Source organism: Roseburia sp. 499 (assembly GCF_001940225.2).
Taxonomy (GTDB): domain Bacteria; phylum Bacillota; class Clostridia; order Lachnospirales; family Lachnospiraceae; genus Petralouisia.
Genome location: NZ_CP135164.1, coordinates 2692667 through 2710871, shown reverse-complemented (window position 1 = coordinate 2710871; position 18205 = coordinate 2692667). Strand labels below are relative to the sequence as shown.

Below are 18205 nucleotides of genomic sequence, written 5' to 3'. Positions count from 1 at the left end.
AGAGATATATTGGAGGAAAGTATATGGTAAGCCAAAAAGTAGTTGTTAAGAATCCTACAGGGCTTCACTTAAGACCTGCGGGAGAATTGTGTAAAGAAGCTGTAAAATATCAATCATCAATCACCTTTGCTTTTAAAGGTGGTACCGCAAATGCAAAGAGTGTACTGAGTGTGCTTGGTGCATGCATTAAGTCTGGTGATACAATAGAATTTGTATGTGAGGGAGAAGATGAGAAAGAAGCACTGAAAGCAGTGGTAGAAGCTGTGGAAAGTGGGTTAGGAGAATAGAAGTAGGCTGTATGGAAAAGGGAAAAGTACAGATTCTGATGTCTACCTATAATGGAGAAAAATTTCTGAAAGAACAGCTGGAAAGTTTGCTTCGGCAGACGTACCAAAATCTTGAGATACTCGTGCGAGATGATGGGTCGAAAGATGGTACTTGTGAAATCTTAAGGGAATATGAAAAAAAGTATTCTAACGTGCATGTATATCTGGAAGATAACGTAGGTGTTACGAAAAGTTTTTTCGAATTATTGAAAAAGAGTGATGCAGATTATATTGCTTTTTCAGATCAGGATGATGTTTGGTTAGAAGAAAAAGTGGAAAAAGCTGTAGAGAAACTTAAGATATTAGAAGAACCGGCATTGTATTGTAGTAATAAGATACTGGTAGACAGTGAGCTTAATATAATTGCAGAAAATAATCATAAAAAATTAATACCCGGATTTGAAAATGCAGTTGTTGAGTGTATATGTACCGGCTGTACTAGCATGATGAATCGTTCTCTTGCGGAGAATATAAAAGAACATATCCCAAAGAGAGCGATTATTCATGACTGGTGGTGTTATTTAGTGGCATCCTATCTGGGAAAGGTCATATTTGACGATAATTCATATATATGGTATCGTCAACATGGTGGTAATGTGATAGGTGCAAGTCCAACTTTATTTGGAACAATTTGCGCAAAGGCAGAATATGTAAAAAAAAATAAAGGGAAATTAAAGGGACAGTTGGGAGATTTTGCACAACTATATCGACAGGATAGTGAAAAAGATAATCTAGTACAACTTTTGCTGTCATCAGAAAAAATGCCTGCTAAGGCAAAAGTGGTGTTTGGACGTACTTTTTATCGGCAAGAAAAACTAGATAATCTTATAACACGAATTTTGTTTTTGATAAATAGAATGTTATGATTCATGGAGGCAAATATGAAGAAAGTATTAGTAACCGGATGCAATGGTCAATTGGGAAGAGCAATTCGTAAAGAATATGCAGGTGAAAATGTAGAATTTATAAACACAGATGTAGTAGAAGGGGAAGGAGTTGTTTCTCTGGATATTACAGATGTAGATGCAGTATTGAATTTGGCAAGAGAGAAAAAACCGGATGTCATCATTAACTGCGCAGCCCATACCAACGTAGATAAATGTGAGGAACAGTGGGATCTTGCCTATAAAATCAATGCGTTAGGACCAAGGAATTTAAGTATTGCAGCAAGAGAACTAGATGCTAAAATGATACATGTATCTACAGATTATGTATTTGAAGGGAACGAAACAAGACCTTATACAGAGTTTGATGAGCCTAATCCGGTAAGTGCATATGGAAAGACAAAATTAGAAGGTGAGAAATTTGTAAAAGAATTTGCACCAAAGCATTTTATTTTGAGAACTGCTTGGCTTTATGGAGATGGAAAGAACTTTGTAAAGACAATGCTTAAGCTTTCGGAAAATCATGATGAGGTGAGCGTAGTGTGTGATCAACTTGGTTCTCCTACCAGTGCAGCAGAACTTGCAAAGATGATTCATTATTTAGAAAGAACAGAAAATTATGGATTGTTCCATGCTACTTGTGAAGGTGATACCAACTGGGCAGATTTTACAGAAGAGATTTTTAAGAAGACTGGCAAGAACACAAAGGTAAATCATGTGACCAGTGCACAGTATAAAGAAATGAATCCTGCATCTGCAAACCGTCCGGCCTATGGTATTTTAGATAATTACATGTTGCGTTTGACTAGTGATTATCGTATGGCGGATTGGCATGATGCGTTAGATGTGTATTTAAAAGAATTAACAGAAAAATAAAAAGGATTAGAAAATGAAATTTGAAGCGAAAGATCATACATTTGCAGTGTGTGCATATAAAGAAAGTCCTTATTTAAGAGAATGTGTGGAGTCACTTTTAAAGCAAACGGTTGAAACCAATATTATTATGACAACATCCACGGATAATGCATATATTCGTGCGATTTCAGAAGAATATGGACTTCCTCTTTTTGTTAATACAGGAGAGGGAGGAATTGCGAATGATTGGAATTTTGGATATCACTGTGCTAAGACAAAATTAGTTACCTTGGCACATCAGGATGACCGCTATCATCCCGAATATGTGGCAGATATGTTACAACAGGTGAATAAAGCGAAACATCCACTTATTTATTTTACAGGATATAATGAATTGCGTAATGGACAAGTTGTAGAGCAGAGTACCATGTTAAAAATAAAAAGGTTGATGTTGTTTCCACTGAAGATTCAAAAGTTTCACGGTATAAAATTTTTTAAGAGATGCGTGTTAGCTTTGGGAAATCCGGTATCTTGTTGGTCAGTGGCGTATATCAAAGAAAATCTTCCGCAAACAGTTTTTGAGTCAGAGTTTCGAAGCAATCTGGATTGGGAAGAATGGGAAAAACTGTCTAAAGAAAAGGGAGAATTTGTCTATTCACCAAAGCGGCTTACTTATCATCGAGTACATGAAGGTTCAGAAACATCAAACACAATTAATAATGGAAATATCCGGGCAAAAGAAGATTATACTATGTTTTTGAAGTTCTGGCCAAAATGTATTGCAAGATTTATTATGCACTTTTATATCAAAAGCGAGAAATTAAACGAAGTTAAATAGAAATATATGAGGAAAAGGAGACTGTATATGAACGAACAGTATGAACTTACGATATTGATGCCATGTCTTAATGAGGCAGAAACACTAGCAACATGTATAAAAAAGGCAAGAACCTTTTTGGATGAGAGTGGTGTCAACGGAGAAATCGTTGTTGCAGATAATGGTAGTACCGATGGGTCTCAACAGATTGCGATAGAAAACGGAGCTAGAGTAGTGAATGTTCCGGAAAAAGGATACGGAGCAGCTTTGATCGGTGGATGTAATGGAGCTCTTGGTAAATATGTTATTATGGGAGATGCAGATGACAGTTATGATTTCCTGCATCTGATGCCTTTTATAGAAAAACTTCGAGAAGGCTATGATTTGGTTATGGGAAACCGATTCAAGGGCGGAATTGAAAAGGGCGCTATGCCACCATTACATAGATATTTAGGAAATCCTGTACTTTCATTCATTGCAAGATTATTTTTCCCATGTAAAATTGGAGATTACCATTGCGGATTAAGAGGATATAATAGAGAATCTATTTTAAAGCTTGGTCTGGTAACAACAGGAATGGAATATGCAAGTGAAATGGTTGTAAAAGCAACTTTAAACCATTTAAAAATTGCAGAAGTTCCAACTACATTGAAAAAAGATGGACGTTCTCATGCACCTCATTTGAGAAGTTGGTCTGATGGATGGAGACATCTGAAGTTTTTGTTGATGCATAGTCCAAACTGGTTATTTATGTATCCGGGATTAATCCTTTTCTTTATAGGACTTATTTTGACCGTGGTATTGAGTTTCGGAAATATTCATATTGGTTCTGTAGGACTTGGAGTGCATACATTGATGTATTCAGCTGCTGCTATGATGGTAGGTGTTAACCTTGTAATGTTTTCGTTGTTTACAAGATCTTATGCAAGCGTGACAGGATTTATTCCAACGGAGGGAAAGTTGGATAAATGGTTGGAAGAAACCTCTACAGAAAAGGGTGTTGTAATTGGACTATTACTATTCCTTGCAGGAATTATAGCTACAATTGTGGCTTTCTGTATCTGGGGACATGGCGGTTTTGGAGGTCTGGCACCGGAAGAGATGATGCGGATTACGATACCTGCAATGTTGTTAATTGTAATTGGTATTGAGGTGATTTTTGGAAGTTTCTTTATTGGTATCTTACATATTAAGCACAACTAAAGGGGAGAAAAATGAATAAAATAAAAGGAATCAAGCAGGCAAACTGGTTTTTACTGGTTTTGGCTGCTATCTCCATAATAAAAATTTTTATAGTAAAAGGGTTGGTTATCTATCCAATACCAACAGCAGCATGTGATGATGGATTGTTGGAACATTGGGCAATGGAGATAGCTGCCGGTAATTGGACAGGAGCCTTTAATTGCTATACGTTTATAAAGGAAGTGGGATTTGCCTTTTACCTAGCTGTACTTTATCGGTTGCATTTGCCTTATATACTTACCACTAATGTGTTATACATGGTGGGATGTCTGGTTCTCCTATATGCAATCAGTCATATAGTTAAGAAAAAATGGGTTTTATGTGTGATTTATGTTGTCATGTTATTTAATCCAATTATGACGGCTCTTCAGACCGGACAGCGTGTATATCGTAATAGTTTTGCTGTCGCATTGACAATCTGGGTATTTGGCTGCTTGTTGAACCTATACTTTGAAATCACAGAAAAATCATGGAAGAGGAATTGTATCTGGGCAATCCTTGCAGCAGGAAGTCTGGGAGTTCTATGGGAGACAAAGAGTGATACCATATGGCTTTTACCCTTTACAGTTGTAGTTTTGTTGGTTGCTGCCGTTGTTGTGATGAAAAAGCGAAGAGAAATAAAGGTAGTTCCTAGACTGATTGTACTGATTCTTCCGATGGTTGGGATTGTGTTTGTATCAAAGGCAGTAGAACTGGCGAATATTCATACTTATGGTTACAAAAATGTGGAATATTATGGAGCTGCTATGTCAGCGCTCACTAGTGTTGATTCAGAGGAGCGGACTGAAAGCATTAGTCTTTCCCTGGATACGTTTCAAAGACTATGCGAATTATCGCCTACACTTGCAACAGCCAAAGAGGAAGTTGAGGAGCAAATGGAGTTATATAATGCCTATGATACCAATCCGTCAGATGGAAATGTAGAGGATGGATGGATTGGTTGGGTACTGATAGGAGCATTTGATGAGGCTGGGTATTATGAAGATTGTCAGACAGCAAATGAGTTCTATAAAAAAGTATATGAAGAATTGGAAGCCGCATATGCCGCTGGTGAGATTAAACGGGTAGAATCTTCAACACTAGGAGCATACCATATGGACACGGCAGAAAAGCGAAAAGAATTGATGAGAACAGTGGGACAGATTTGGAATTATGTAGCTAGCCATTATGACTTGAAATCAGAACTTTACATCGCATCTGGAGATAATATTCCGGGGAGTCAGAGTTTTGAAATGATAACCAACGAGAAGGCTATTTATGATTTGTTCGAAAAGGATTACTACTGTGTAGGATGGGTGGCGTATCCACAATATGATTTAGACAAATTACAGGTGTATATTGAGGATTTTCAAGGAAATCAGCTGAAACAAATAAAATTTAAAGAAAGTGAAGATGTGAAGGCGGCGTATGAAAATGTCAAAGGCACGGATAAATGTCGTTTTGTAGCAGAATGGGATTATGATGGAGAGGCGGAAGAACCGGAATTTTATATTGTCGCGTATAGCGAAGGGCGTCAGGTTGTTAGGGCAAGGATTACTTCTCTTGGATTACAGGATACTACAGAAGAAGAGTGCATCGGTTCTATTGATGGATTTCTGTCACAGGCAGATCAGACTGCAAAATATAGTATGGCAGAAAAAGTGGTGAAAAGATGTAATACAGTAGCTTCCATTTATGAAACTCTGGGAAAAGTTCTCGTATGGGCAGGAATTATTGCCTATGTAATAGCTACCATATTATTTGTCTGGGAATGGAAAAATAAACATTATGAAAATGTCAATGCATGGCTGGTTATTACCGGTATTTTATTGAGTTTACTGGTTCTTTATTTTGGTGTGGCAGTGACACATCTGGAAAATTGTCCGGCAATTAGTTATATGTATTTAAGTGCAGCATATCCACTGTTGGATTTAGCAGCACTGTTGGCAATTACAAAGTGCGTGGAAAAACTTTGGGCAATATGGAAAAAGCGAGCATAATGTATCGGAGAAAGAAAGGGGAAAGTCTACATGGACTTTTCTTTTTCTATATGATAGAATAGAATGAAATTGTTATATGAGTGGATATAAAAGGAGACATCTTATGAAGTTTTCAATATTAGTAGTAACATATAATTCGGAAATAGAGAAAGTATTGATTACTCTGGAGTCAATCTTAAGACAGCGATTTGAGGATTTTGAAATTGTGATTTCAGATGATGGTTCAGAGGACAATCATTTTAAAGAGATAGAAGAATATTTTAAGAAAAAGGGTTTTATAAACTATAAATTGATTGCAAACGAGAAAAATCAGGGAACGGTAAAGAATCTGATTGTAGGATTGCAGTATGCCACAGGAAAATATGTCAGGGATTTTGGACCGGGAGATACTTTTTTTGCAGAAGATACCATGCAGCATTTATATGATTTTATGGAAGAAAATCAATATGAGGGCTGTTTTGGTTTGATTCGGGCATACAGCCTGAACCAATCAGGAGAAGTAGAAGTGAAGGGATATTATCATCCTTTTGATATTGAAGCTTATCGCACAAAAGAATCAGACAAGCGTATCTTGAAGAATTTGGCTCTGTACAGTGACAATGTGTCAGGAGCTGCGACTTGTTATAGAAGGGAATTTTATCTGGAATATCTGGAGAAAATCAAGGATTATGTTGTTTATGAAGAAGATATTTTTCAGGTATTAGCGGCAGCGGAAGGAAGAAGACTGCATTTATTTGACGAGTATATGGTATGGTATGAGGTAGGAGATGGTGTTTCGACCAAAAAGCATACGAAATTTGAAGAACTGCTGCGTCAGGATGTGGAGCGTTTTTACAATATGTTGTATGACCGGTATGGCGATAACAAGTATATAAAGAAGAGAAAGCAGCTTTCTGTTTTTTATAAGATCAAGAACTTATATATCAGGACAATATTGAGGTTTTTTGTGAATCCGGATGCAATACCATATCTGTGCAGTTCCATGCTTCAAAGAAAGAGAGGATCCCATACAAAAGAAACGGAAGTAAAGGGATTTTTAGAACAGCCGGAATTTTGGAAAGCGATATAAGGAGAGAAGATTATGCAGGTGATTAAGTATGCATTCCAGCAGCACGGAGATGACCGTGGACAGTTAGTGGCATTAGAAGAATTTAAGGATATTCCTTTTGAAATAAAAAGGGTGTATTATATGTACGATACGAAAGAAGGGGTACGCAGGGGATTTCATGCACATAAATCTCTAGAACAGATTTTGATTTGTATTCATGGTTCCTGCAAGATTTTGCTGGATAATGGAACAGAAAAGAAAATTGTATCTTTAGAATCACCATATGAAGGCTTATATGTATCTAACAGTATGTGGAGAGAAATGTTTGATTTTTCACCAGATGCCGTGCTTATGGTGCTGGCTTCCGATTACTATAAGGAAGAGGATTACATAAGAAATTATGATGAGTTTTTGAAATATGTAAAAGAGCAAAATGAAGAGGCAAAGGAGAGATAGAAGTGAATATACCATTTGTGTCGTTTGAGGTAATGCATAAAGAAATTGAAGCGGAGATTTTAGAAAAGTTTAAGGAAGTATATGAGAAGAACTGGTTCATTCAGGGAGAAGAAGTAAAGAAGTTTGAAGAGGAATATGCAGAATATTGTGGTGTAAAATATTGTGTAGGCTGTGGAAATGGCCTGGATGCGTTATTTTTGCCATTAAAAGCATATGGGATCAAGTCTGAGGATGAAGTAATTGTTCCTTCTAATACTTATATCGCCACAGCATTGGCAGTATCTTATACAGGTGCAACACCTGTATTTGTTGAACCGAAAATAAGTACTTTTAATATTAATCCGGAAGAAATAGAGAAGAAGATTACGAGTAAGACAAAGGCAATCATGGCAGTGCATTTATATGGACAGCCGGCTGAGATGGAGCCTATTCTTGAAATTGCCAAGAAGTATGATCTGAAAGTAATAGAAGACTCAGCACAGGCTCATGGAGCAACCTATAAGGGAAAAAGAACTGGAGGGTTAGCTGATGCAGCAGGGTTTAGTTTTTATCCGGGAAAGAATCTGGGAGCTCTGGGAGATGCAGGAGCTATGGTGACAAACGATAAAGAATTGGCAGACAAGGTAAGAGCCCTTGGTAACTATGGTTCTGATTATAAGTATCACCATATTTATCAGGGAAATAACTCCAGATTGGATGAAGTGCAGGCAGCTTTCTTAAGAATTAAGTTGCGTCAGTTAGAAAAATGGAATAAGGAACGTGTTCGTATTGCAAATCGTTATCTGACAGAGATTGACAATCCACGAGTGATTCTCCCAACTATTGAGAAAAATTGTACTCATGTGTACCATATTTTTGGAATTCGTTGTGACAAACGAGATGAATTAGAGAAATATCTGAATGACAAGGGAATCGGAACCAATAAGCATTATCCTATTCCAATGCATTTGCAGGGAGCTTATGAAGAATTACAGATTTCTAAGGGGGCATTGCCAATTGCAGAAGAAATTTCTGCTACCCAGTTGAGTATTCCAATGTATTATGGTATGACAGAGGATGAGATTTCCTATGTGATTGATGCCATTAACCAATGGAAATAGGAGGATATTATGTTTCGATTTGAGTTATATAGTAGCGAGCATGAGGCAGAATGGGACAAGTTTATAGAAGAAAAATCCGTAAATGGTACATTTTTGCAGAGCAGAAGATTTTTGAATTATCATCCGGAGGGACGTTTTAAGGATTGCTCTCTATTAATCTATAATGCAAAGAATAATCTGGCAGGACTCTGTCCTGCCTGTGAGATTGTCAACGAGGGAAAGAGAACATTTTTCTCTCACAAAGGAACTACTTTTGGAGGAATCGTTGTAGATAAGAAGCATCATAATGCGAAGTATATCACTGCTTTGATTCAGAAACTGAAGGAGTATTTGAAGGAAGCAGGATATGCTGAAGCATATCTTAAGATGACCTCGGATATTTTTTCCAGCGTGGAAAGCGATTTATTTCAATATGCATTTCAGTACAATGGTTTTCAGGAATTTAAGGAACTGAGCACCTATGTAAATTATGCATCCTATAAGGAAGAGATTCTCTCTAATTTTGCACAGGGAAAGCGGACCAATGTGCATAATTGCATGAAAGAGGGACTGGTAGTAAAGGAACTGACAGAGGACACACAGATAGGAGAGTTTTATGCAATCCTTTGCGAGAATCTGGAAAAGTATGATACCAAGCCGGTGCACACATTAGAAGAATTATTGGAATTTAAGAACGAACGTCTGACAAAAGAATGCGGATTTTTTGGTGTTTATATGCAGGAAGAGATGATAGCAGGTTCCATGATGTTTTATTTTGATAAAGTCGGATGTGCACATACTCAGTATCTGGCAGCAAAGCAGGCATATAACAAGCTGAGTCCGATGACATTTATGTATTATTCTATGATTGTAGAAATGAAAGAAAGAGGATATAAGAATATTTCATGGGGAACAGCAACCGAAGATTTAGGAAGAGTGCTGAACATGGGATTGATTACCAGCAAAGAGGACTTTGGAAGTTCTTACTGTAACAATCTGACATATTATTGTGTATTGTAAAAAATGGAGCAAAATATGAAGAAATTAGTAGCAAGATTATTAGATATTTATAATAGTTTATCTACACCAGCGAAGGCTTCTATCTGGTTTTTGTTTTGCAACATATTGCAAATGGGGTTAAATGTAATTTCTACACCAATATTTACGCGTATTATGAGTACAGAAGAGTATGGAGTAGTGAATACGTATATTTCATGGCGGAGTATTTTGATGATTTTTACTTCATTAAATCTGTCTTATGGAGTATTTAACAATGCCATGGTTCGGTACGAGGATAGCAAGACAAGGGATCAATATGTTTCCAGCATGCAGGGGTTATATTGTTTGATTACCGGTGCGTTTTTTGTGTTCTATTTATGTACCAGAGAGTGGTGGAACCAAATGTTGGAAATGCCCACAACGGTGGTATTGTTGCTGTTTTTAGATTTGTTATGTTATCCAGCTCTTTTATTCTGGAGCGGCAGACAACGATATGAGTTTAAATATAAATGGTTAGTTGTAGTAACAATTTTGATGACAGTTGCAAACATTGCGGCAGGAATAGGAGCGGTTCTTGTTAGCGAGCATAAGGATGTAGCAAGAATTGCTTCCGGTGTGTTTGTAAATGTTGTATTTTGCGGATTTTTTCTGGTATATCATTTTATTAAAGGAAGAAAGATATGTATTCCGAAATTCTGGAAATATGCATTGGCATTTAACATTCCATTGATTCCACATTACTTATCTGAAATGATACTGAACCAGTCGGATCGAATTATGATATCAAAGTATGATGGAAATACGGCAACGGCCAATTATAGTATTGCATATAGTATCGTTATGCTGATGCAGATGGTCATGTCAGCTGTCAGTGCTTCCTTTTTACCATGGTCTTATGAATGCCTGAAACAGAAGAAGTATGGAGATATCAGAAAAATGTCAAATCTGCTTATGGTATTGATGGCAGGTCTTATTTTTATGGCTATGATGTTTGTTCCTGAAATCATTTATCTTTTTGCAGGAGATAAATATGCAGATGCAGTATATGTAATCCCCCCAATTGCATTAAGTGTATTTTTTATGTTCCTATATGAACTGTTTTCAACGGTAGAGTTTTATTATGGGAAAAATATTTTTGTTATGATTGCGTCTGTGGTTGCAGCAATTTTAAATGTGGCATTAAACCGCATTTTTATTCCACAATATGGATATTATGCAGCAGGATACACAACACTGTTCTGTTATTTTTCCTATGCAGTAGGACATTATTTCTTTTACCGGATTATATGTAGAAAGTGTATGGAGAAGCATCACGTTTATGATGAGCGATGGATTCTGTTACTAGCTGGAGTTATGTTTGCAATGACTTTAGTGGTAAATATGGTCTATGATAAGATTCTGATTAGATATAGTATTGCAATTGTTATGATAGTTATTTTCCTTTGGAAACATAAAGTGATTTTGGAAAAATTCCAACAAATGAAGGAAAAGAAAGTATAGGTGGAAGGTAACATGAAATTAAGCGTATTGATTACTACTTACAACCTGAAAGATTATATTGAGGAAACGCTACAAAGTGTCTTAAACCAGAAAATAGATTTCGCCTTTGAGATTCTTGTAGGTGATGATGGATCTTCTGATGGAACTATTCAGATAGTGGAAAAATGGCAGAAGAAGTATCCGGAGAGCATAAAGTTGTTTGTAATGGATAGGGAACAAAATCGAAAATATAACCGGATTGCCAGAGCATCTAGAAACCGAATTAATTTATTACATCATGCGACAGGAGAGTATGTGATTTTTTTGGATGGAGATGATGTTTATATTGATGAAAAGAAGCTCCAAAAACAGGTAGAGATATTAGATAATCCCCAAAATTCAGATTGTGTAGCATGTGCCCATAATATATTTGTGTATTGGGATGAGGAAAAGAAATATCTGCTAAACAAAGAAACCGGTACGTTTAAGATTAGTGGAAAAAAATACTGGGAATATGGAAAATATTTTCACAGTGATACAGTAATGTTTCGAAATGTTTTTCGAAAGGGTTTTCCGGAAGTAATTAATCAGGATTATTTTGATGATAATATTATTGTTTTTAGTTTGTTAGAATATGGAAAAATTTATTATATGCCGGATGCCATGGTGAATTACAGGCAACTAGAAAATTCATCATGGAATACAGTGACAGATTATGAAAAAAATATTATTAATTTGTTGGATTTAGATATTGAAGAACAAATCAATCCGGATATGAGACAGGCATCATTGATACGCCATATATATTCCTTGCTATTTGTTTGGAGGTATGCAGGAAAGATACCAGAGGAGATTTTGGAAAAGTATGAGAAGCAGGTGGAAAAAGACCAACTTATAGAAAGTAAAAAGTGGTTGAACTATGATAAGAGTAGTTGGAGTGAACGTTGTAAAATGACACTTTGGCTTGCTTGGCAGACATGTAGATTTTTGGTAGTGAAATGTTGGAAAGTTATATCAATATGGAAATGGAGGTAAGAAAATGATTTTTGGTGTAATATTAGCAGGTGGAATTGGAAGTAGAATGGGCAGTACGGAGAAACCCAAGCAGTATATGCAGCTTGGGAATAAACCTATTATCGTACATACAATTGAGAAATTTTATGTCAATAGTAAATTTGAAAAGATATTAGTGTTATGTCCAAAGGAATGGGTAATGCATACGAAAAATCTTGTGAAGAAATATATCAGGGATGAGTTGGAAAAAGTAATTGTTCTGGAAGGGGGCAGTACTAGAAATGAGACTATTATGAATGCAGTTTCTTATATAGAATCAGAATATCAGGTGGAGGATGATACGGTCATTGTGACACATGATGCAGTAAGACCGTTTGTAACTCACAGGATTATTGAAGACAACATTCAAATGGCGCAGAAATATGGAGCATGTGATACTGTAATACAGGCAACCGATACGATTGTGAAGAGCGAAGACAAGACAGTAATAAGCGAGATTCCGGACAGAAGCAGAATTTATCAGGGACAGACTCCACAGTCTTTTAATGTTAAGAAATTGAAGGAATTGTATTATTCTCTGACAGAAGAGGAAAAAAATATTCTGACAGATGCCGCAAAGATATTTGTGCTCAGGGGAGAAAAGGTATATCTTGTAGACGGTGAGGTATTCAATATCAAAATTACTTATCCATATGATTTGAAAGTAGCAGAAACTTTGATTGGTGGGTGTGAAATATGTTAAATACAGTATACCGGCTGGTCGCTCCAAGAAAATTCGAAATAATGTTTCAGGATATTGACTTGGCGGGCGGTGATGTATTAGTAAGGCCTACACATTTGTCTATTTGCCATGCAGACCAGCGTTACTATCAGGGAAAAAGAGATGCAAAGGTATTAGCACAGAAGCTGCCAATGGCACTGATTCATGAAGGAATTGGAAAAGTTGTATTTGATCCAATGGGAACTTTTCATGAAGGTGAACGTGTTATTATGATTCCGAATACTCCGGTAGAGCAGGATGAGATTGTAAAAGAGAATTATCTGCGTAGCAGTAAATTCCGAGCCAGTGGTTTTGATGGATTTATGCAGGAATATGTTGCACTTAAACAGGACAGGCTTATTTCACTTCCAGACGAGATTAGTGATGAGATTGGTGCTTTTACGGAAATAATCAGTGTGAGTGTTCATGCTATTAGCAGATTTGAAAAATTTGCCCATAAACGTCGGAATCGGATTGGAATCTGGGGAGATGGAAACCTTGGCTATATTACGGCAATGTTGCTTAAGTTCATGATCCCGGAAAGTACGGTATATGTATTGGGAGTTAACGATGATAAACTTGAGGATTTTACTTTTGCAGACGAAGTAATTAATGTAAAGGATATTCCGCAGGATTTCCAAATAGATCATGCTTTTGAATGTGTCGGCGGGGAAGGTTCCCAGAAAGCCATAAATCAGATGATAGATTATATTAGTCCGGAGGGAACCATTGCATTGTTAGGAGTATCAGAATATCCTGTTCCTATCAATACAAGAATGGTACTAGAAAAGGGACTTCGATTGTTTGGAAGCAGTAGAAGTGGGAGAGAAGATTTTCTTCAGACAGTAGAAGTGTACAGAAAAAATCCGGAGGTAATTACTTATCTGGGGAACCTTGTAACAAATATAGTTCCGGTACAGGCAATTGAAGATATGAAAAAAGCTTTTGAACTAGACATTCAGAAATCTTTTGGAAAAACAATTTTGATTTGGAAATAAGAGCATAAAGACGACCGGAGGTTCGTTATGGACATAGGAAAAAAATTATTTAATAAATTTTTGAAATCTTATATTGATGAGCAGTATGAAGAAAAAATATTACTTCAGGCACAGGAAAACATAGAAGTAAAGCGACAGATAAAACTATTGAGACAGGAAAAAATTCGCGTGGTGTTTGTATGTCATAGAGCACAAGTGTGGGATGCCTTGAAAAGTGTATGTGAAGCATGCATTGCGGATGAACAATTTGATGTAACAATTGTGACGATACCAAATAAAAAGCAATTACCCAAGCTGGGATTGAATCATGAAGAATATGCTTCGGAAGGGGCAGAAGAATTTTTTAGTGGATATCCATGCCAAGTAGTCCAAGGCTATGACTACGAGAAGAGAGAGTGGCTGGATTTGAGAAATTTACAGCCGGATTATTTGTTTTTTCAGACACCTTATGATGTGTGTCGTCCACCACAATACAAGAGTGATGTAGTTTCTTTGTATACAAAACTTTGTTATGTACATTATGGAATGCCGTTTATGGATGGTTATATTGCAGAAGAATCTTTTCCACGTAACTTTTTGAAGCATACCTATTTTCATTTTGCAGAGTTTCAGGAAATGCAGAAGTTTTATGTTGATAGAGTGGCAGAAAATTCAGTGCACAAGCATGAGCGTGTGGTTCTGACCGGATATCCCAAACTAGATGGAGTAGAAAAGTATATAGGTTGTGAAAGTAAATCATGGCATTTTCAGGGAGCAGACAGAAGATTTCGTATTATGTGGACTCCAAGATGGAGTACCGGCGAGAATAATTGTACTTTCTTTGAATTTAAAGATAAGTTGTTGGATTATATAGAAAACAAAAAAGAAATAGAATTTTTATTCCGTCCGCACCCACAGGCATTTGCAGAATTTGTTGAAAAGAAAGAAATGACGGAAGCAGAAGTAGAAAGCTATAAACAGAGATATGAGAGTATGGAAAATGCGTTTATGGATCCCCAGAGAGAATATCTTCCGAGCTTTTATTCTTCTGATGTGTTGATTACAGATGAATCCTCTATTATTCCGGAATATTTTTTGACAGGAAAGCCTGTGATATTTACATATAAAGAGACCCATCTTAATGAGTTTGCAAGGAGAATAGCAAAAGGATTTTATTGGGTAAAGGATTGGCAGGAGATGGAAGAAGTTCTTGTTAAGTTGGAAAAAGGACAGGATGATTTGAAAGAAAAAAGGGAACAACTGATACAAGAAGCTTTTTATATGCCAAAGGAAGGATCCGGATTTGAAATCAAGGAGTGTCTTAAAAAAGATTTTAATAAGGAAGGGTAAAATGGATTAGTGGAAAGAAATACAGCATTGAAAGGTAAAAATAATTCGCACTAAATCATATGAAATTACTGTGGTTTTCTCTGTAATAAGGTAAAATAGAAGAAAAACTTTATCGCAGAGGTGCAAAATGAGCTGAGAGCAGGAAAGAATCAGAAAGAAACTTGAAAACAATCCCATTGCTGAATGTAATAAGATTCAGAACAGATTTTGTCCGGAACTATTTTCGATGTTCGGCAGAGTAAAAGATCCCCGTAATCAGAGTTACATTGATTATTCTTCAAGAGTCATGCTTGGAACTATGTACTATAAAAGTATTGCAGGGATTTCGAGCATGCAGGAAATGACAAGAACCTTTAATGATGAGAAAATCTGCAGAAATTTATACAGATTCATGGGAGAAGAAGTAAAAGATTATATGCCCCATGGTGTGACAGAAAATGAATTTCTGGAAAGATTAGATCCAAGGGAGTTAGAGAATGTTCAGCAGAATATCGTATATTCCATGATTCGTCGAAAGACCTTTGATAATGCCAAGGTGTTAAAGAAATGGCAGATTATTGTAGATGCAACCGAATTGGACGAAGGATACCAAAAGAAGAATGAGCATTATCTGAGCCGGTGTTACAACAGAGGCTCAGATAAAGAGTACATTAAGTATCACAGAAGCATACTTGAGGCAAAAATATACTTTGGAGAAAATCTTGTATGCAGTATTGCATCAGAAACAATAGAAAATTCGGAGAAATATATAAATCAAAGTGATGAAGCAGTAAAACAGGATTGCGAAAGTAAAGCTTTTGTAAGACTTGCTGCCAAAATCAAACAGAAATTCCCGAGGCTGCCAATTATCATTACGGCAGATGGACTGTATGTTACAAAAACAGTTTTACAGATATGTAAAGATTATCATTGGGATTACATTATCCGATATAAAGAAGGCTGCGCTTCATCAATAGCTAAAGAATACCGTGCACTTCCGGAAAAAGAAACAATTGGAACTGATATAGAGTATCAGAATAAAATCATGTTCAATGACTTTGACGTGAATCTAATCTATTATCGGGAAAGGTGGATTGTAAAAGGTGAAGAGAAAGAAAGAGAGTTTGCCTGGATTACAAGCATCGAGATTACGAAAAGTAATGCAAAAAAAATCGTACGTGCCGGACGTAACAGATGGAAAATAGAAAATCAGGGATTTAACCGCCAGAAGCATTGGCAGGGAGATATAGAGCACGCATGTAGTTGGAATGAGCGGGCACAGAAGAATCACTATCTGATGGAACAGATAGCGGATTTTGTGAAGCAGCTATATGAGTATTTCTATCTTGAAAAAAATGGAATAAAAAAGCTGCAAAAAAATATATCTCCTGAATTGTTAGCCAGCTTTGGACGGCAACTAACAGAAACAGAAGATATACCAGTTCAACTGAATAACTCAGTTCAAAACTGAATTAATTGTAGCAAAGAAGGTGATGCCTGCCAAGAGGAAAATGCAAAATTTATTCACAATTTTTTTTGACAGGAATTTGTGTAAGTATGCAATGTGGATAACTTAAGACATTTTCACACGAAATGTCGAAGATAAGCATTTTACGGAAATGGTAGGCTATAAAACAAATTTACCTTTCAATGCTTAAAGAAATAATCTATGATTTGCATTATAACGGAAAAAGTGCTATAATAAATCGATTTTAAGTAAAATGATAACGTATGTAAAGGAGGAACTCTTACAATGAGAACCTATTTAGTAACTGGAGGAGCCGGATTCATCGGTTCTAACTATATTCACTATATGTTCCGCAAATATGATAACGAAATCAGAATTATCAATGTGGACAAACTGACTTATGCAGGTAATCTGGAAAACTTAAAAGATGTTGAGAACAGAGAAAATTACACATTCGTAAAAGCAGATATCTGTGATAAAGACGCTATTGCAAAGATTTTTGCAGAAAATGATATTGACCGTGTCGTACACTTTGCGGCAGAAAGTCATGTAGACAGAAGTATTAAGAATCCGGAAGTATTTGTTCAGACAAACGTACTTGGAACAGCAGTTATGCTGAACTGTGCAAAGGATGCATGGGAATTACCGGACGGAAGCTTCAAGGAAGGAAAGAAATTCCTTCATGTATCTACAGATGAAGTGTATGGTTCTTTAGAGGATGATGGAACAAGCTATTTCTATGAGACAACCCCATATTCCCCACATAGCCCATACTCTGCAAGTAAGGCAAGTTCAGACTTTTTAGTAAAAGCATATATTGATACTTACCATTTCCCTGCAAATATTACAAACTGTTCTAATAACTATGGACCTTATCAGTTCCCAGAGAAATTGATTCCATTGATTATTAACAATGCATTACAGGGAAAGAAATTACCGGTATACGGTGATGGTATGAACATTCGTGACTGGTTATATGTAGATGACCATGCGAAGGGAATCGATATGGTACAGGAAAAGGGACGTCTTGGCGAAACTTACAATATCGGTGGACATAATGAGAAACGTAATATTGAAATTATCAATATTATCATCGATACTTTATTGGAAATGCTTCCGGAAAATGATCCAAGAAGAGCAAATGTAAGCAAAGACCTGATTACTTATGTAGAGGATAGAAAAGGTCATGACAGACGTTATGCAATTGCTCCGGATAAAATTAAGGAAGAAATTGGCTGGGAGCCGGAAACCATGTTTGCAGAAGGAATTAAGAAGACAATCGCATGGTTCTTTGAGCATGAAGACTGGATGAAGAATGTAACCAGCGGAGATTATCAGAAGTATTACGAGGATATGTATAAGAATAAATAATATCGTAAGAAATATAGAAATGTGCATATGAGAAAAGGAAGGCAAATGTCTTCCTTTTCTTAGTTTTTTCTTAAGAAAGGCAGCTAAGCGGAGCAAAACTTGAATATTTAGAAGAAAAGTGG

At 36.4% G+C, this 18205-nt stretch carries 17 protein-coding genes; all 17 read left to right on the top strand.

The features are described from left to right. The first annotated feature begins 23 nt into the window (after positions 1-23). The 17 genes from BIV20_RS13280 (at position 24) to rfbB (ending at position 18083) form a co-directional block, all read left to right on the top strand. The gene (locus BIV20_RS13280; RefSeq protein WP_075721185.1) at positions 24-287 is read left to right on the top strand and encodes an HPr family phosphocarrier protein; all 264 of its coding nucleotides are present in this window, start codon (positions 24-26) and stop codon (positions 285-287) included. An 11-nt stretch (positions 288-298) separates the two neighbouring features. Next, positions 299-1192, top strand: coding sequence for a glycosyltransferase family 2 protein (locus BIV20_RS13275; RefSeq protein ID WP_075721186.1), 894 nt, complete (start codon positions 299-301; stop codon positions 1190-1192). Positions 1193-1207: 15 nt separating this feature from the next. Continuing rightward, complete coding sequence (rfbD, locus tag BIV20_RS13270) at positions 1208-2086, top strand: dTDP-4-dehydrorhamnose reductase (protein ID WP_075721187.1); 879 nt, start codon at positions 1208-1210, stop codon at positions 2084-2086. 13 nt (positions 2087-2099) lie between these two features. Beyond that, complete coding sequence (locus tag BIV20_RS13265) at positions 2100-2903, top strand: glycosyltransferase family 2 protein (RefSeq protein WP_075721188.1); 804 nt, start codon at positions 2100-2102, stop codon at positions 2901-2903. A gap of 27 nt (positions 2904-2930) precedes the next feature. Next, entirely contained in the window at positions 2931-4085 is a 1155-nt protein-coding gene (locus tag BIV20_RS13260) for a glycosyltransferase family 2 protein (protein ID WP_075721189.1), read from the top strand. 11 nt (positions 4086-4096) lie between these two features. After that, positions 4097-6103, top strand: a complete 2007-nt coding sequence (locus tag BIV20_RS13255) for a hypothetical protein (RefSeq protein WP_075721190.1) — start codon at positions 4097-4099, stop codon at positions 6101-6103. 103 nt (positions 6104-6206) lie between these two features. Next, positions 6207-7172 (top strand): glycosyltransferase family 2 protein, encoded by a 966-nt coding sequence (locus BIV20_RS13250; RefSeq protein ID WP_075721191.1) that lies wholly within the window; start codon positions 6207-6209, stop codon positions 7170-7172. A gap of 12 nt (positions 7173-7184) precedes the next feature. Continuing rightward, positions 7185-7607, top strand: coding sequence for a sugar 3,4-ketoisomerase (locus BIV20_RS13245; RefSeq protein ID WP_075721192.1), 423 nt, complete (start codon positions 7185-7187; stop codon positions 7605-7607). A 2-nt stretch (positions 7608-7609) separates the two neighbouring features. Beyond that, complete coding sequence (locus BIV20_RS13240; protein WP_075721193.1) at positions 7610-8707, top strand: DegT/DnrJ/EryC1/StrS family aminotransferase; 1098 nt, start codon at positions 7610-7612, stop codon at positions 8705-8707. 9 nt (positions 8708-8716) lie between these two features. Further along, complete coding sequence (locus tag BIV20_RS13235) at positions 8717-9706, top strand: GNAT family N-acetyltransferase (RefSeq protein ID WP_075721194.1); 990 nt, start codon at positions 8717-8719, stop codon at positions 9704-9706. A gap of 15 nt (positions 9707-9721) precedes the next feature. Continuing rightward, positions 9722-11185: a lipopolysaccharide biosynthesis protein gene (locus tag BIV20_RS13230; RefSeq protein ID WP_075721195.1), complete on the top strand. Its 1464-nt coding sequence runs from the start codon at positions 9722-9724 to the stop codon at positions 11183-11185. A gap of 12 nt (positions 11186-11197) precedes the next feature. Further along, a complete protein-coding gene (locus BIV20_RS13225) occupies positions 11198-12199 on the top strand; it encodes a glycosyltransferase family 2 protein (protein WP_075721196.1) in 1002 nt (333 codons plus the stop codon). A 4-nt stretch (positions 12200-12203) separates the two neighbouring features. Continuing rightward, entirely contained in the window at positions 12204-12920 is a 717-nt protein-coding gene (locus BIV20_RS13220) for an IspD/TarI family cytidylyltransferase (protein WP_075721197.1), read from the top strand. Further along, entirely contained in the window at positions 12914-13936 is a 1023-nt protein-coding gene (locus BIV20_RS13215; RefSeq protein ID WP_075721198.1) for a ribitol-5-phosphate dehydrogenase, read from the top strand. The genes BIV20_RS13220 and BIV20_RS13215 overlap by 7 nt, the downstream gene beginning before the upstream one ends. A 27-nt stretch (positions 13937-13963) precedes the next feature. Beyond that, positions 13964-15265, top strand: coding sequence for a CDP-glycerol glycerophosphotransferase family protein (locus BIV20_RS13210; protein ID WP_083655231.1), 1302 nt, complete (start codon positions 13964-13966; stop codon positions 15263-15265). A gap of 226 nt (positions 15266-15491) precedes the next feature. Then, positions 15492-16715 carry a transposase family protein gene (locus BIV20_RS13205; RefSeq protein WP_075721199.1) on the top strand — a complete coding sequence of 408 codons (1224 nt, stop codon included), beginning with the start codon at positions 15492-15494 and terminating at the stop codon, positions 16713-16715. Between the two features lie 282 nt (positions 16716-16997). After that, positions 16998-18083, top strand: coding sequence for a dTDP-glucose 4,6-dehydratase (gene rfbB, locus BIV20_RS13200; protein WP_075721200.1), 1086 nt, complete (start codon positions 16998-17000; stop codon positions 18081-18083). The last annotated feature ends 122 nt before the right edge of the window (positions 18084-18205 follow it).

What these genes read in the sequence shown, in the direction of transcription:
- BIV20_RS13280 (WP_075721185.1), top strand. Translation starts at nt 24, where the DNA reads ATGGTAAGCCAAAAAGTAGTTGTTAAGAATCCTACAGGGCTTCACTTA.
- BIV20_RS13275 (WP_075721186.1), top strand. Translation starts at nt 299, where the DNA reads ATGGAAAAGGGAAAAGTACAGATTCTGATGTCTACCTATAATGGAGAA.
- rfbD (WP_075721187.1), top strand. Translation starts at nt 1,208, where the DNA reads ATGAAGAAAGTATTAGTAACCGGATGCAATGGTCAATTGGGAAGAGCA.
- BIV20_RS13265 (WP_075721188.1), top strand. Translation starts at nt 2,100, where the DNA reads ATGAAATTTGAAGCGAAAGATCATACATTTGCAGTGTGTGCATATAAA.
- BIV20_RS13260 (WP_075721189.1), top strand. Translation starts at nt 2,931, where the DNA reads ATGAACGAACAGTATGAACTTACGATATTGATGCCATGTCTTAATGAG.
- BIV20_RS13255 (WP_075721190.1), top strand. Translation starts at nt 4,097, where the DNA reads ATGAATAAAATAAAAGGAATCAAGCAGGCAAACTGGTTTTTACTGGTT.
- BIV20_RS13250 (WP_075721191.1), top strand. Translation starts at nt 6,207, where the DNA reads ATGAAGTTTTCAATATTAGTAGTAACATATAATTCGGAAATAGAGAAA.
- BIV20_RS13245 (WP_075721192.1), top strand. Translation starts at nt 7,185, where the DNA reads ATGCAGGTGATTAAGTATGCATTCCAGCAGCACGGAGATGACCGTGGA.
- BIV20_RS13235 (WP_075721194.1), top strand. Translation starts at nt 8,717, where the DNA reads ATGTTTCGATTTGAGTTATATAGTAGCGAGCATGAGGCAGAATGGGAC.
- BIV20_RS13230 (WP_075721195.1), top strand. Translation starts at nt 9,722, where the DNA reads ATGAAGAAATTAGTAGCAAGATTATTAGATATTTATAATAGTTTATCT.
- BIV20_RS13225 (WP_075721196.1), top strand. Translation starts at nt 11,198, where the DNA reads ATGAAATTAAGCGTATTGATTACTACTTACAACCTGAAAGATTATATT.
- BIV20_RS13220 (WP_075721197.1), top strand. Translation starts at nt 12,204, where the DNA reads ATGATTTTTGGTGTAATATTAGCAGGTGGAATTGGAAGTAGAATGGGC.
- BIV20_RS13215 (WP_075721198.1), top strand. Translation starts at nt 12,914, where the DNA reads ATGTTAAATACAGTATACCGGCTGGTCGCTCCAAGAAAATTCGAAATA.
- BIV20_RS13210 (WP_083655231.1), top strand. Translation starts at nt 13,964, where the DNA reads ATGGACATAGGAAAAAAATTATTTAATAAATTTTTGAAATCTTATATT.
- BIV20_RS13205 (WP_075721199.1), top strand. Translation starts at nt 15,492, where the DNA reads ATGTTCGGCAGAGTAAAAGATCCCCGTAATCAGAGTTACATTGATTAT.
- rfbB (WP_075721200.1), top strand. Translation starts at nt 16,998, where the DNA reads ATGAGAACCTATTTAGTAACTGGAGGAGCCGGATTCATCGGTTCTAAC.